A 13,732-nucleotide genomic window follows, 5' to 3' on the forward strand; every position below is an offset into this window, starting at 1 on the left:
GTGGGGCGATGCACCTCGACACCGCGCGTGAGATCAAGGCCGAGCTGCGCCGCCGGACGTACGTCATCCACGATGCGTTGCGACCGCCGCGGCAGGCCGCCGGCGGCGTCGCCACCGGCATCTGCCTGCTCGGCGCCGGCACCTACGGCGTCGCCGTGCGCACGTTCGGCCAGTCCGAGCTGGCGGCCGGTGTCGTCGAGGCCAGCCGCGAGCTGGCCGGCGACGAGTGCGACGTCCGCGACGTCGGCGTCGTGCACGCCCAGCAGTGGAGCCCCGGCGAGCTGCAGGGACGGCACCGGCCGCTGCGGCCCGGACTGTCGGTGTCGCATCTGGACGTGACCGCGGGGACCATCGGCGCGTTCGTGGCGCCGGCCGACGGCGACGGGTCGGCGGTGTCGGTGCTGTCCAACAACCACGTGCTGGCCGACTCCGACCGGGGCAACCCCGGCGACGTCATCCTCCAGCCCGGAACCGCGGACGGTGGCGCCGACCCCGCCGACCGCATCGGCGAGCTGGACGCCGTCGTGGCCCTCGACCTCACCGGCGCCAACCTCGTCGACGCCGCGACCGCCCGCCTCGACGACGGCGTCGAGGTGGAGTCCGCGCACCCCGCCGGGGCGCTGACCGGTTGGGTCACCGTCGTCGACGACCTCGAAGTCGAGAAGGCCGGCCGGACCACCGGACTGTCCAGCGGCCGGGTCACCGCGATCGAGCTCGACGGCATCAGCGTGCAGTACCCGTCCGGCGTCGTCGACTTCGACGACCAGATCGAGGTCACCGGCGCCGGCTCGTCCGGGTTCTCCGCCGGCGGCGACAGCGGCTCGCTGGTGTACCGTCCCGACACCCTGGAGGCCGTGGGACTGCTTTTCGCCGGCAGTGAGTACGGCGGCGACAACGGCCAGGGCCTGACCTACTGCAACCCCATCGGCGCAGTCCTGGAAGCCCTCGCCGTCCGCCTCCTCTGAGAGGTCTGCGAATGATCACGTTCAGCACGAGATCTCGTGCTGAACGTGATCATTCCGGGCCGGGCGGGCGAGGTCGCGAGCGCGCTGGGCTGGTCCCACGCGGCCGCGGTCGCGGGATCGCGCCGGGACGTGACCAGGGTGTCGGCCGCGTCGAGGTAGGCCTGCCGGGTCCGGCTCGTGCCCGCCAGCGTACGTGGCGCCCATCGGTGCGATGATCCCAGCATGTCCGCACCAGCGAACCCCAACCCGCCGGAGCCGTTCGACGCCGTCGACGTCATCCGGGCCAAGCGTGACCGGGACGAGCTGTCCGACGGTCAGATCGACTGGGTGGTCGACGCCTACACCCGAGGCGTCGTGGCCGACGAGCAGATGTCCGCGCTGGCCATGGCGATCCTGCTGAACGGCATGTCGCGGCGTGAGATCGCCCGGTGGACCGACGCCATGATCCGCACCGGCCGCCGGATGGACTGGTCCGGCGTCGGCCGGCCCACCACCGACAAGCACTCCACCGGCGGCGTCGGCGACAAGATCACCCTGCCGCTCGCGCCGACGGTGGCGGCCTGCGGCGCCGCGGTGCCGCAGCTGTCCGGGCGCGGGCTCGGGCACACCGGCGGCACGCTGGACAAGCTGGAGTCCATCCCGGGCTGGCGCGCGTCGCTGTCGGCCGACCAGATGCTCGGCGTGCTGCGCGACACCGGCGCCGTCGTCTGTGCCGCCGGCGACGATCTCGCACCGGCGGACAAGAAGCTCTACGCGCTGCGCGACGTCACCGGCACCGTCGAGGCGATCCCGCTGATCGCTTCGTCGATCATGAGCAAGAAGATCGCCGAGGGCACGGGTGCGCTCGTCCTCGACGTCAAGGTGGGCTCCGGGGCGTTCATGAAGGACGTCGAGTCCGCACGCGAGCTGGCCGAGACGATGGTGGCGCTCGGCACCGGCGCCGGGGTGCGCACGGTGGCGCTGCTGACCAACATGGAGACCCCGCTCGGCCTCACCGCCGGCAACGCGCTGGAGGTGCGCGAGTCGGTGGAGGTGCTGTCCGGCGGCGGCCCGGCGGACGTCGTCGAGCTCACCGTCCGGCTGGCGCGCGAGATGCTCGCCGCGGCCGGTGTCGACGGCGCCGACCCGGCCGACGCGCTGAAGGACGGCTCGGCGATGGACGTGTGGCGGCGCATGATCAGCGCTCAGGGCGGCGACCCGGACGCGTCCCTACCGGCCGCGCGCGAAACCCACACGGTCCTCGCGCCCGCCGACGGCGTGCTGACCTCGCTCGACGCGTACCGCGTCGGCGTCGCGGCCTGGAGGCTCGGTGCGGGGCGGACGCGCAAGGACGAGCCCGTGCAGGCCGCCGCCGGGGTCGAGCTGCACGCCAAGCCCGGCGCCGCGGTGCGAGCCGGCGAGCCGCTGCTCACGCTGCACACTGACGAGCCGGCCCGGTTCGAGCGTGCCTTCGAGGCTCTGTCCGGCGCGTTCGTCGTCGCGCCGGAGGGCTCGCGGCCGGATCTTCCGCCGCTGGTGATCGACCGCATCGGCTGACGTCGTACGCTCACGCCCATGGTGAGACGCATCGACGCGCCGGCCCGCATACCGGTGCCGGGCGGCAAGCTGATCGAGGAGTTCGTCGGCCGGGTGGCCACCGGCACGCCGGGCGTCTCGGTGGCGCGGATGACCGCGCCACCGGGGTGGGACGAGCCCGCCCAGACGCCGGACTTCGACGAGATCACGCTGGTACTGACCGGCAGTGTCGTCGTCGAGGACGACGACGGCCGCACCGAGGTCCGCGCGGGTGAGGCGGTGCTGACGCCGGCCGGCCGCCGGGTTCGGTACCTCGCCGGCCCGCGGGGCGCGGAGTACGTCGCCGTGTGCGTGCCGGCGTTCGGTCCGGACTTGGTGCATCGCGAGGACTGAACCACCGGCCGGCGGCTGCTGTACCAGTACAGTTGGCGGCATGGCTGCCGATCCCGCCATCGCCGGCCGCACGTCGCGCGACATCGCCGACAGCGTCGAGAGCGCGATCGAGCGCGGCGAGCTGGCGCCGGCGCAGCCGCTGCCGTCCGTGCGGGGCCTCGCCGCGCGGCTCGGGGTGAGCCCGTCGACGGTGTCGGCGGCATACCGCGACCTGCGGCTGCGGGGCATCGTCACGAGTGAGGCCGGCCGGGCCACTCGCGTCGGCGTGCGGCGCGCGCCGCAGGCTCGCCACTACGGCTCGGTGCCCGTCGGCGTGCGCGACCTCAGCGACGGCAATCCGGCCCCGGACCTGCTGCCCGACGTCGGCGTCGCGCTGGCCGCGATGCGCGTGCCCCGGTTCCGCTACGGCGCCCCGACCGTGCTGCCGGAGCTGGCCGCCGTCGCCGACGAACAGTTCGGCGACCTGCCGGCGGCACTGCGGTCGTCGGCGGGACCGGTGGTCGTCGTCGGCGGCGCGATGGACGGAGTCGAGCGGGTCCTGGGCAGCCGTGCCCGGCCGAATGACCGCGTCGCCGTCGAGGACCCCGGCTATCCGGGGGTGCTCGAGCTGGTCCGCGCGATGGGCATGGTGCCGGTCGGGGTCGCCGTCGACGAGGCCGGGCCGGTGCCTGCTTCGCTCGCGGCGGCGTTGGAGAGCAAGGTGGCCGCGTTCGTCGTCACCCCGCGCGCGCAGAACCCGACCGGTGCCGCCGTCGACGCCGTCCGCGCGCGCGAGCTGCGCCGCGTACTCGACCGTCACCCGGACGTCCTGTTGGTCGAGGACGACCACGCCTCGATCGCCGCCGGCGCGCCATACGTGTCGCTGTCCCCCGGCCGAAACGCGTGGGCGGTCGTCCGCACCACGAGCAAGATCCTCGGGCCGGACCTGCGGGTCGGGTTCCTGCTGGCGGACGCACGCACCTCCCGGCGGGTCGCCGAGCGGCAGCTCGTGGGTGCCGGCTGGGTCAGCCACGTGCTGCAGCGGCTGGTCGTCGAGCTGTGGAACGACGACGGGGTCCGCGCGGCAGTCCGGTCGGCGGCCCAGACGTACCGGCAACGGCGCGAGGCCCTGCTCGCGGCCCTGGCCGAGCGGGGCATCGCCGGGCACGGGCGGTCCGGGCTCAATGTCTGTATCCCGGTGGCGCACGAGGTCGCCGTCGTCCAGCGGCTACAGGAGCGCGGCTGGGCCGTCCGGGCGGGCGAGCCGCACCGAATACACAGCGAGCCGTTCATCCGGATCACCGCCTCGACCCTGACCGCCGACGAGGCCGGCCGCCTGGCCGCCGACCTGGGCGCCGTGCTCGCGCCGTCGCGGCTGACGCAGCTGGCCTGAGCGGCGGTCTGGCGGGCTCTGGTTTCGGGAGGGCGCCGCGGTCGTCGCCGCAGGTCGGTGCTCTGTCATCGGTGGCTTCGCACTTGCCGCATCTACGCACCGGTGGCCGCGCGAGCTCGCGGGCGTGTCAGGCGGAGAGATCGAGCATGTCGGCCATCAGGGCCGCCAGCTCGCGGTCGCGACCGTGGCGGCTCCGCGCGAACGACGCGTGCACCCGCCGCTGGGTCTCGGCCGGCTTGTTCTGGCTGAGCTTGAACGTGCTGCGGACCTCGGTGACGGTGATCTCGAAGGCGACGATCGCGGCCAGCAGCTTGCCGATGTACTGCACCGACGGGGTTCGGTCCCAGTCCGTGCCGGCATAGGCCTCGGTGGCGTCGACGCTGGCCTGGATGATCGCCCATGCCTCGTCGCGGTCGTCGACCAGCCGGACCGTCCCGGTGACGTGCACCGCGGCGTAGTTCCAAGTCGGGACGCTCGGGGACGAGCCGTACACCGTCGGCGAGACGTAGCCGTCGGGCCCGAGGAAGACCGCGAGCACGGGCTGGCCGGGGCGCAGCGCCTTCCACTGCGGGTTGATCCGGGCCAGGTGGCCGATGATCATCGTGCCGGGCAGCGGCTCGTCGTCCGCGGGCGGGCCACCCGGTCCCGGCCGGCGCAGCATCGGGACGTGCGTGGCCACCGGCGCGATGCCGCCGGCCGGGCCGTCATCGCTCCCGGCCCCGCCGGCACCGGCGCTCACGATCAGGCCGAACGGGTTCTCGCGGATCAGCCGTGCCTCGCGGGCCGGGTCGTCCGTGCGGAAATGCCGCGGCGTGTGCATCCGCCCTCCTTCGCGAAACTGTGCTAGTACGGCAAGAGTGACCGTAACGCAACAGTCGGCGAACTGCCAGACTCGTCCCCGGTTCGGACGATCCATGGAGGCGCGGTGGAGCTCGACGTGCTGGTGACCGGATGCCGGGCGCGGACGATGGACCCCGCACGCCCGGTGGCCTCGCGGATCGGGGTGTGGCAAGGGCGCATCGTCGGTCTGGACGAGGAGGTCGATGGGCTGCGGTCCCGCGAGGCGGCCGACCTCGGGGGCGCGACCGTCCTGCCCGGCTTCGTCGACGCGCACACGCACCTGAACTGGACCGGCCTGGCCTCGGCGATGCCGGACCTGTCGGGGATGCGTACCCGCGACGACGTGCTCGGCGCGATCCGTCGGGCCGCCGAGTCCACTCCCGACGGCCGCTGGGTCGAGCTGGCCGGCTACGACCAGCGTCCCCTCGGTGCCCACCTGACCAGGGACGACCTCGAGCTCGTCGCGCCCGGCCGGAAGGTGTACTTGACCCACGCCTCCGGTCACGCCTGCCTGGTGTCCAACGCCGTCCTCGACACCGTGCCGGACGCGGAGTTCGCCGCGGCCGGCGAGGGCGTCCTGCGCGACGCCACCGGCCGGCCGACGGGCGTGCTCGCCGAGGGCGCCGTCGCGATCGGCCGGTCGCGGCGGATGCCGTACAGCATCGACGAGCTGGTCGACGCCATCGAGACGGCCGGCCGGCAGTGTCTCGCCCAGGGTGTCACCAGCTGTGCCGACGCCGGCATCGTCGTCGAGCTGGCCGGCTTCTCGCCGGTGGAGCTCGCGGCGTACCAGACCGCGCGGGAGCGAGGCCGGCTGCCGGTGCGGGTGCAGACGATGATCCCGGCCTCGCTGCTGCGTTCGGTCGATGCCGACCCGAGCGACAGCATCGCCCGGGCGGTCGACCTCGGCCTGCGCACCGGCCTCGGCGACGACGTCCTGTCCATCGGCGCGCTGAAGCTGTGGCTCGACGGCGGCATGATGGCGCGCACCGCCGCGCTCACCGAGCCGTACGGGGGCGACGACGGCGGCACCGGCCAGCTCGCCTTCGACGACGCGGAGCTGGCTGCACTGGTCCTCGACGGGCACCGCGCCGGCTGGCAGCTGGCCCTCCACGCCATCGGCGACGCCGCGGTGGACCAGGCCGTCGAGGTGGTGACGGCGGCGCAGGCGGCGCACCCGCGGCCGGACGCGCGGCACCGGGTGGAGCACTGCGGCCTGGTCCGCCCCGAGCAGTTGCCGCGGCTGGCCGCCGCCGGGCTGACCGCGGTCGTCCAGCCGACGTTCCTGCACGCCTACGGCGACGACTACTCCGCGATCATGGGCGAGAAGCGCAGCGGCTGGATGTATCGCGGCCGGTCGTTCCTCGACCACGGCATCACGCTGGCCGGCAGCTCAGACCGCCCGGTCGCCGACGGCGCGCCGCTGCGGGCCATCCAGTTCATGGTGGAGCGCACCAGCTCCGGCGGCGCACCAGTCGGGCCGGACGAGGCCATCACCGTCGCCGAGGCCGTCGCGGCCTACACCACCGGCAGCGCCTACGCGTGCCGCGTCGACGACGTCGCCGGCCGCCTGGGCGCCGGCCGGCTCGCCGACCTCGTCGTGCTCGGCGCCGATCCGCTCGAGGTCGACCCGGCCGAGATCGCCGACGTCCCCGTGGTCGCGACGGTGCTGGGCGGTGAGGTGGTCCACGGCTCGCTCTGAGCGAGGCGTGGTCGGGGCCGGGGTACCCCGGCAGGACCCCTACGGGAGTCCCCCTACGCCCAGCGACGTACGCGGTTCCTCCGCTGCTGGGCCGATGTGCCGGGGCGCTGGGCTTGAGACCGTGGACCACATGGTGTTCAGGACGCTGGAAGCGGGCTATCTCCTCGGCCTGTCGCTGCCTGAGCCGGAGCCGGAAGCCGCCGGCAGTACCCCGTCGGGCGACGCCGCCGGCGGCGAGCCGGCCGCGAGCGGTCCGCGGCACGGTCACGACCACGCCGGCGAGTAGCCGGCGGCCGGGCGCGATCGGCAGGGGAGTTCCGGGCAACACGAAGCGCGCCGGGCTCGACGATGCGAGCCCGGCGCGCTGCGGCGGGGGATTCAGGCGGTCGGGTGAGCCGTCATCCGGGCGCCGAGGGCCTTGGCGGCCACCACCATGGCGGCCGCGGCCAGGACGACGTCCTTGAGGACGTACTGCGCCTCCAGGGTGGGCGTACCGCCGGCGAACAGGTCACCGGCGAACAGCACGACCGGCGACATGATGCCGACCAGCGCGCCGCCCAGCACCACCAGCCCGGCGCGCAGGAACACGCCGGTGATGAGCGTGAGTCCGATGAAGCACTCGACGACGGCGGTGACCACCACCGCGGCCTGGCCGCTGACCAGGCCGAGCGTGAGCGTGTCGATGGTCCGCTCGACCATCGCCTCCGCCGGGCTGGCACCGGGGAAGAACTTGAGCACGCCGAAGCCGAGGAAGATCGCGCCGAGGCTGACCTGGAGGACGTGGATGCTGTGCCGCGACAGCCAGCGCGTGGCCGCGGCGATCGGGTCCGTGCGGGTCTCGGCGGGACGCCGGACCGTTGTCGGCTGAGTCCGCTGAGGACCGGAGCTGGTGGCCTGCATGATCTACCATCCTTCGTGAGGAGCGCGTACACCGATGTCCGGGATTGGACCGGTCTGCTTCTCGGGCCGTCGGAGTTGCCGCTCCGGCGGCCCGCCCCGATCTCGTCGATCGGTGCCCTCACGGTAGGTAGATGGTTGCCGCCCGGTCGTCCGTCCGGTGGCGTATTCCGGTCGTACGGTGGTCGGCGTACGAGCGGCACGGCCGGCCTCCGGGTGTCTCAGGGATGGTCGGGGTCGGCGATCGCGCCGCCGGCGCGCTGACTGCTCACCGACTGGGCGGCAACGACGACGGCGACGATGTCACCGGTCGGCGGAGGCCCTGAATTCGTGCGCGCGGTTCGGCAATCATCCGTTCGGACACTTCTCGCGGGAATACGGAGGAATTCCATCCGTGTGATTGCCGAAGCGTGATGCGGCGCCTCGCCGGCACGCGGGCTCGAGAAGTCCGACAATTCGGACTAAATGCCTTTCGTCGGCGGTGGCGGAAGAATGCTCCGGTTCAGTCGTCCCAGCCGATTCGCGCGGCATCGGGAACGACCGCCGTGGCCCGGCCCTCCCCTGCGGCCGGGCCCAGCGGGACGATGCGCCGGCCCTCGCGCCGAATGGGCCGCGCCTCCCAGGTGTGGGCGGCGGCGTTCCAGGTCAGCACGTACTCGGTGTCCCGGCGCAGCATGATCGTCATCCCTCTCCGCATGAGGTTCTTCGGCGGGTTGCCGGGTCGGGGTGGTCAGCCGGCAACCCGCCTCAAGTCACGGCATCCATGATCGGTGTCGAATCGGGAGAAAGGCACCGGCCATGACTCGTATGCCAATCATTTCGCCTCATTTGCGTGATCAGTAGGGCATTGGCGTGGGATCATTGGGGGAGGCGAGAGGGGATGGTTCGGGAAACTCCGGATCTCCTGACAGCTATCCGCCGAGAATGCCATTATGTACGTCCCCGCTTACGTGGAGACATCGTGCGCGAAGCGAATGAGCACCTGCGTCAGGTCCGCGAGAGTTCGCCGTCCCCTGACGTTCCGGGGGCCCCGATGTCTCGCCAGGAACTCGCCGATCTGGTCAATGCCCACCTCCACGGCAAGACCGGGCGGGTCTACGAGCTGGACGACAACTACATCGGCAAGCTCGAGCGAGGCGTCATCCGCTGGCCGCAGGCCGAGTACCGGGAGGCTCTGCGGGTCGTTCTCCGCGTCGGCTCCGATCGAGACCTGGGCTTCGTCAACACCCGCCGGCTCAGTGTCGTCCGCCCGGCCGGAAGCGGCGTCGCCGACGTCGTTCGCCCGGACGCCATCGTCCAGCCAGGCAGTGACGACGTGAAGCGCCAGGAGTTCCTACGCGCGGCGTTCGTGGGCGTCGGCGCGCTGGCCTCGCCGTCCATGCTGCTCGACCTGCTGGCACCGCTGCGCCCGAGCGACGCGCCCAAACGCGTCGGCCGCGACGAGATCGAGCAGGTGCGCGGTGCCGCGGACCTGCTGATCAGCTGGGGCCACAGCCATGGCGGCGTCGGGGTCCGCGAGGCCGCCAACGCCCAACTGCGGTGGTTCGCCCAGCTGCTCAACGCGCAGTGCTCCGAACCGGTCCGCGTCGAGTTGCACGAAGCGGTGGGCCTGCTCGGCCACGCCACCGCACACATGGCCTTCGACGCCTGCGCGTACGACGACGCCCGGCAGATCTTCAAGTTCTCGCTGGCGTGCTCGGAGGAGATCGGCAGCTGGCACCTGCGAGCCAAGGTGCTGTCGTCGATGGCGCGGCAGGAGATCTGGCGCGGCCAGGCCGACCTTGGTCTCACCTACGCCGAGCTGGCTCTCGTCCGTGCCGACCGGCTCACCGCCACCGAACAGGCCATGCTCCACACCGCGCGGGCTCGCGCGCTGGCGAAGCTGGGCCGCGATCAGGAGGCACTACGCGCGGTCGGCCAGGCCGATGACGCCTTCGTCCACTCCGACCCGGCGGGCGACCCTGCGTGGATGGCGTACTACGACGCCGCCCAACATGCCGGCGACACCGGTCACGCCCTGTTCGACCTGTCCGTCCAGGGCCGTCGCACCGATGCGGCCGGCCGGCTCAAGGCGGCCATCGAGGGCCACACCGCCGGCTATGTGCGCTCGCGAGCCATGTCTCAGACGAAGCTCGCGTCACTCACCATGGCCGAGGGCGACCCGTCCGAGGCCGCCCAGATCGGCCTGGCCGCGGTCGCCGACGCCGGCCGGCTGCACTCTCGCCGGGCCGCGATGGACCTCGCCGAGCTGCACGACTTCGCCGGCCGTCACGCCCGTCGCCCCGAGGTGGCCGAGCTGCGACACCGGCTCGGCACCGTTCTGGCGTCGTGACGGCTGACGATCCCGAACGCGCTCTGCACCACGCCTGCCGGATCGCCGAGCTGGACGACGCCGGAGCCCGGCTGCTCAGTTCGGCCGAGAACTCCGTCTACCGGCTGCCCGGTGGCGTGGTCGCCCGGATCGGCCGGGCCGGTCAGGCCGGGTCGGCCGCCAACGAGGTCCGGGTCGCGCGCTGGCTGGAACGCACCGGCCTGCCCGCCGTGCGTGCCCTGCCCGGCGTGACCCAGCCGGTCGACGTCGACGGCGTCCCTGTCACGTTCTGGGCGGAGCTGCCCCCGCATCACGACGCGGAGAACCCCCAGGTGGCAGAGGTGCTGCGGCGGCTGCACACGCTGGACCCGCCGGCGGACTTCCGGCTGCCGCCGCTGGCGCCGTTCGTCCGGGTGCGCGACCGGATCATGGTGGCACCGACGGTCTCGCCGGCGGACCGTGCGTGGTTGCTGTCGTACCTGAACGACCTCGAGCGCCGGCATGCCGAGCTCCCGGACGGACGTGCCCGCACGGTCGTGCACGGCGACGCCTGGGTCGGCAACGTCGCCGTCGACGGGCACGGCACCGCGTGGATCGTCGACCTGGAGCGATTCTCCGTAGGGCCGCCGGAGTGGGACCTGGTGTCGACCGCCGTCCGCATGACGTCGTTCGGCACCCTCGACGCGGCCGGCTACCGGCGGTTCTGCGACGTCTATGGGTACGACGTCACCGGCTGGGCCGGGTTCGAGACGCTGCGCGACATCCGCGAGCTGCGCGCGTGCTCGTACATGCTGCAGCACGCCGGGAGCGGCGCGGCGGCCCGGGCCGAGGCCGAGCGACGGGTCGCCTGCCTGCGTGGCCTGGCCGGCGCCCGGCCCTGGAGCTGGCGCCGCATCCTCTGAGGCGATCGACGCCCGTGCGCCCGGGCCGCTCAGGGCGTCAGAGGAGCCGGTTGAGCAGGCCGAGGTCGAAGGCCTCGGCGGCCGACAGCACCCGGCCGGTGCCTAGGTCGGCACGGACGTCGTCGGGCACGCCACCGGTGACGCCGGCCACGAGCTCACACAGGTGGGCGACCTGGTGCTCGTGCTGGTCGGCCTGGACGCTCAGCTGGTCCGCCGTGCCCTCCGCCTCCAGGCGCGGGAGCGACAGAACGATCAGCGCGCCGCGATGCGCGCCACGTTCCTGAGCGGCGCACAGCACTGCGACGGCCGGCCCGTGCAGTGTCCCGTGCACCACGGCGTGAACCGGCGCCGCGAGGAACCCGACGGTGTCGGCGAGGGAGAGCGATGCGTCGAGCTCACTGTCGCGGCACGACAGATGCAGCTCGACCGGGCGCGGGTCGTGCCGCCCGAGCAGCAGGAGCTGGGCCGCGGCGCGGTTGGCCAGCGCGGCGTCCAACCGGCCGCCGAGGTGCACGATCCGCTGGGCCAGCAACCGGTCGGCGACGTCACTGCGGCCAGGTGTCACGTCCAGCTCCTCCCACACCGGGAGGATGGGCTCCGACCCTGGACCTGGTGGCCCGGACGGCCGCCCCGGCGACCCTGGTGGGCCGGGGCGCTGCGGCGGCGGGACCTCCGGCGGCACGTTCGGCGGCCAGGAGGCGGCGGGGTGAGTGCGGATCATGAGAGCTCCTCCCGTGGGTGGTTCTCCTCCCAGCATGCCCCCGCGACCGACCGCTCAGGGTGCTCAACAGGGCGTTGCTGCCGCTGGAGGGGCGGCAACGCCCTGTTGATCACGGGTCAGGATTCGTCGCTGAAGGTCCCTCCGAAGATGTCGGAGTTGCCGAAGGTGGGCGGGCACTGGGTGTTCGGGCCCGGCCGCAGCGCGTCGGAGTGCGCGTTCGGCAGCTCCGCGGCCCCCGCCCGGTCCGCCGGCCGGTCACCGACTATCGGCTCCGTCCCGCCGGCCAGGACATCCTCGACGAAGGCCTGCCGGTAGGCGTTGATGGCCGGGCAGACCGCGCCGTCGCGCATGTCGTTCCATACCAGCGAGCCGTAGTCGCGGGTCGCCACGGCGTAGTTGTAGTCGCCGAGGAACTCCGAGGTCAGCGCGTTCGCCGACGACGCCCGCCCGTCGCCAACGGCGCCGCGCAGCAGCGTCGTCCACATCCCGGTCGCGCCGGTGGCCGGGTCGACCTCGGCGTGCCGCACGACGCCGAGCACCCGCCGCGGCGACGTGGTGTCGGTGCGCCAGGGGTCCAGCCAGGCGTTGTAGACCAGCCACGCGTCCGTGCCGTCCGGCGAGATGGCGATGGCTGGGAAGTTGGCTCGGTCGGTGCCGTCGTTCGCGTTGATGGGGGCGGAGTAGCTGTCTCCGCCGTTCGTGCTGCTGACGATGAAGACGCGTTCCTGGTTCACGCCCGCGCGGTTGTCGGACCAGGTGATGAGAATCTGGTCGGTCGCGTCGGCACCGGAGGGCGCGCCGTTGGCGATGTCGATGCTCGGGAACGAGTTGGTCCGCGCACCGGCGATGCCGTCGATGGTGAACCTGCCCTGGGCCGGGTCGAACTGGCCGATGCCGGCGATCGGCCGCACGATCGCGCGCGGACGCTCGAAGTTCGCGCCGCCGTCGAACGAGCGGGCCTGGAGGAACACGCCTTCGCGAGTGCGGATGTCGGTCCCGATCCAGACGACGTAGATCACGCCGGTGCTGTCGGTGCGAATTGCGCAGCCCTGCCGGCCGCCGGTCTGCGGGTTGTTCGTGGCCGGGGTCAGCTGACGGGTGCTCCAGGTGTCGCCACCGTCGGTGGACCGGGCGAACAACACCGGTTCCGATCCGGCGGCCCCTCGGAAGCCGACGTTGCATACGTAGACATTGCCGAAGTGCGGGCTCGACTCGGCGTTGTCGGCCCAGATCTGCTCCTTGTCGCTGAACAGCGCAGAGTTCTGCCGGGTGACGACGACGGGGTCCATCCAGGCGTCGTTGTCACCGGCGATCGCGCCGGCGACGTCGTCGGTGCGCGAGACGGCGATGGCGGCCGCGCCGCGGAAGCCCGGGTCGCCGGGGAACGGCGTGGCGATGTTCGTGTAGTAGAGCCGCTGGCCGTTGTCCCATGAGAAGTCGCCGTTGGCGTCGGGGACCGGGCCGAACACCAGCTCCGGGTCACCGTTGGAGACCATGCCGGTCTCGTCGTAGTGCGGAAGCGTGCCGATAGGGCCGTCCGGGTCGGGGACGCAGCCGGCGTCGGTGGCGGGCGGCTGGCCGGGCGCGGGGTCGGGCTGCCCCAGGCAGCTCGGCGACACCCGGGCGGAGAAGCCGGTGTACGTGGGCTGGACCCAGGTGCGGCCGGCGTCGGTGGAGAACTGCACGCCGGACAGGCCCACCCCGGGGGTGAACGGGCAGGTCCGGTCGTCGCCGGCGGTGCAGGCCTCCATGTCGATGTTGTCGTTGGCCCCGGCGGCCAGGATGTTCGGCTGTACGGGGTTCACGGCGAGACCGGGCTCGTTCTGCTTGTTCTGCGAGAACAGCAGGTCGTTGCTTCCCACGGTGACCTCGGTGGATCCACCGGGTGTCAGCGGGGCCGCTGCGGCAATCCCTGCGACGAGAACGGTGCTGAGTGCTGCGGTCGTGACCGCGGTAGATCGCCTGATGCGCATGACATCTCCTGAACGTGGCGGAAAGGTCTGCGCGGCACGCCGCATCAGGTGACCAAGCCCCCCGAGGCGCCCGGTGCCCGGACGCGGTGGTCGCAGGCAGCAGCCTCCACCGGAGGTGATCGGCTGGCAAGAGTGGTCGGA

13 protein-coding genes are annotated in these 13,732 nt (G+C 72.9%); 8 read left to right on the top strand and 5 right to left on the bottom strand.

What is annotated here, in order from left to right:
* Positions 1-8 precede the first annotated feature (8 nt).
* The 4 genes from E1269_RS00210 (at position 9) to E1269_RS00225 (ending at position 4,245) form a co-directional block, all read left to right on the top strand.
* Positions 9-965, top strand: coding sequence for a chymotrypsin family serine protease (locus E1269_RS00210; protein ID WP_131889803.1), 957 nt, complete (start codon positions 9-11; stop codon positions 963-965).
* 222 nt (positions 966-1,187) lie between these two features.
* Positions 1,188-2,501: a thymidine phosphorylase gene (locus E1269_RS00215; RefSeq protein ID WP_131889805.1), complete on the top strand. Its 1,314-nt coding sequence runs from the start codon at positions 1,188-1,190 to the stop codon at positions 2,499-2,501.
* An 18-nt stretch (positions 2,502-2,519) separates the two neighbouring features.
* Positions 2,520-2,873: a cupin domain-containing protein gene (locus tag E1269_RS00220; protein ID WP_131889807.1), complete on the top strand. Its 354-nt coding sequence runs from the start codon at positions 2,520-2,522 to the stop codon at positions 2,871-2,873.
* Between the two features lie 40 nt (positions 2,874-2,913).
* On the top strand, positions 2,914-4,245 hold the full coding sequence (locus tag E1269_RS00225; protein ID WP_131889809.1) for an aminotransferase class I/II-fold pyridoxal phosphate-dependent enzyme: 1,332 nt from the start codon (positions 2,914-2,916) through the stop codon (positions 4,243-4,245).
* Between the two features lie 127 nt (positions 4,246-4,372).
* Here E1269_RS00225 and E1269_RS00230 read toward each other — a convergent pair whose 3' ends face one another.
* The gene (locus E1269_RS00230; RefSeq protein WP_162606149.1) at positions 4,373-5,065 is read right to left on the bottom strand and encodes an FMN-binding negative transcriptional regulator; all 693 of its coding nucleotides are present in this window, start codon (positions 5,063-5,065) and stop codon (positions 4,373-4,375) included.
* A 147-nt stretch (positions 5,066-5,212) separates the two neighbouring features.
* Here E1269_RS00230 and E1269_RS00235 point away from each other — a divergent pair, with 147 nt between their 5' ends.
* Positions 5,213-6,787, top strand: a complete 1,575-nt coding sequence (locus tag E1269_RS00235; RefSeq protein ID WP_131890399.1) for an amidohydrolase — start codon at positions 5,213-5,215, stop codon at positions 6,785-6,787.
* 130 nt (positions 6,788-6,917) lie between these two features.
* The gene (locus tag E1269_RS32040) at positions 6,918-7,073 is read left to right on the top strand and encodes a hypothetical protein (RefSeq protein WP_162606150.1); all 156 of its coding nucleotides are present in this window, start codon (positions 6,918-6,920) and stop codon (positions 7,071-7,073) included.
* Positions 7,074-7,165: 92 nt separating this feature from the next.
* On the opposite strand, the gene E1269_RS00240 is transcribed toward E1269_RS32040, so the two are convergent.
* Positions 7,166-7,687 (bottom strand): hypothetical protein, encoded by a 522-nt coding sequence (locus E1269_RS00240; protein WP_203432626.1) that lies wholly within the window; start codon positions 7,685-7,687, stop codon positions 7,166-7,168.
* Between the two features lie 499 nt (positions 7,688-8,186).
* Positions 8,187-8,369, bottom strand: coding sequence for a hypothetical protein (locus E1269_RS00245; RefSeq protein ID WP_131889813.1), 183 nt, complete (start codon positions 8,367-8,369; stop codon positions 8,187-8,189).
* A gap of 348 nt (positions 8,370-8,717) precedes the next feature.
* On the opposite strand from E1269_RS00245, the gene E1269_RS00250 reads away from it, so the two are divergent.
* Entirely contained in the window at positions 8,718-10,016 is a 1,299-nt protein-coding gene (locus E1269_RS00250) for an NsdA family TPR-like regulatory protein (RefSeq protein WP_131889815.1), read from the top strand.
* Positions 10,013-10,897, top strand: coding sequence for a phosphotransferase family protein (locus tag E1269_RS00255; RefSeq protein ID WP_131889817.1), 885 nt, complete (start codon positions 10,013-10,015; stop codon positions 10,895-10,897). The genes E1269_RS00250 and E1269_RS00255 overlap by 4 nt, the downstream gene beginning before the upstream one ends.
* Positions 10,898-10,934: 37 nt before the next feature.
* Here the strand turns inward: E1269_RS00255 and E1269_RS00260 are convergent, their stop codons facing one another.
* Together E1269_RS00260 and E1269_RS00265 are read right to left on the bottom strand one after the other, a co-directional pair.
* Positions 10,935-11,618 carry an ATP-dependent Clp protease proteolytic subunit gene (locus tag E1269_RS00260; protein ID WP_131889819.1) on the bottom strand — a complete coding sequence of 228 codons (684 nt, stop codon included), beginning with the start codon at positions 11,616-11,618 and terminating at the stop codon, positions 10,935-10,937.
* A gap of 116 nt (positions 11,619-11,734) precedes the next feature.
* Complete coding sequence (locus E1269_RS00265; RefSeq protein WP_131889821.1) at positions 11,735-13,480, bottom strand: sialidase family protein; 1,746 nt, start codon at positions 13,478-13,480, stop codon at positions 11,735-11,737.
* Positions 13,481-13,732 lie beyond the last annotated feature (252 nt).

The organism is Jiangella asiatica (genome assembly GCF_004349065.1).
Lineage (GTDB): Bacteria > Actinomycetota > Actinomycetes > Jiangellales > Jiangellaceae > Jiangella > Jiangella asiatica.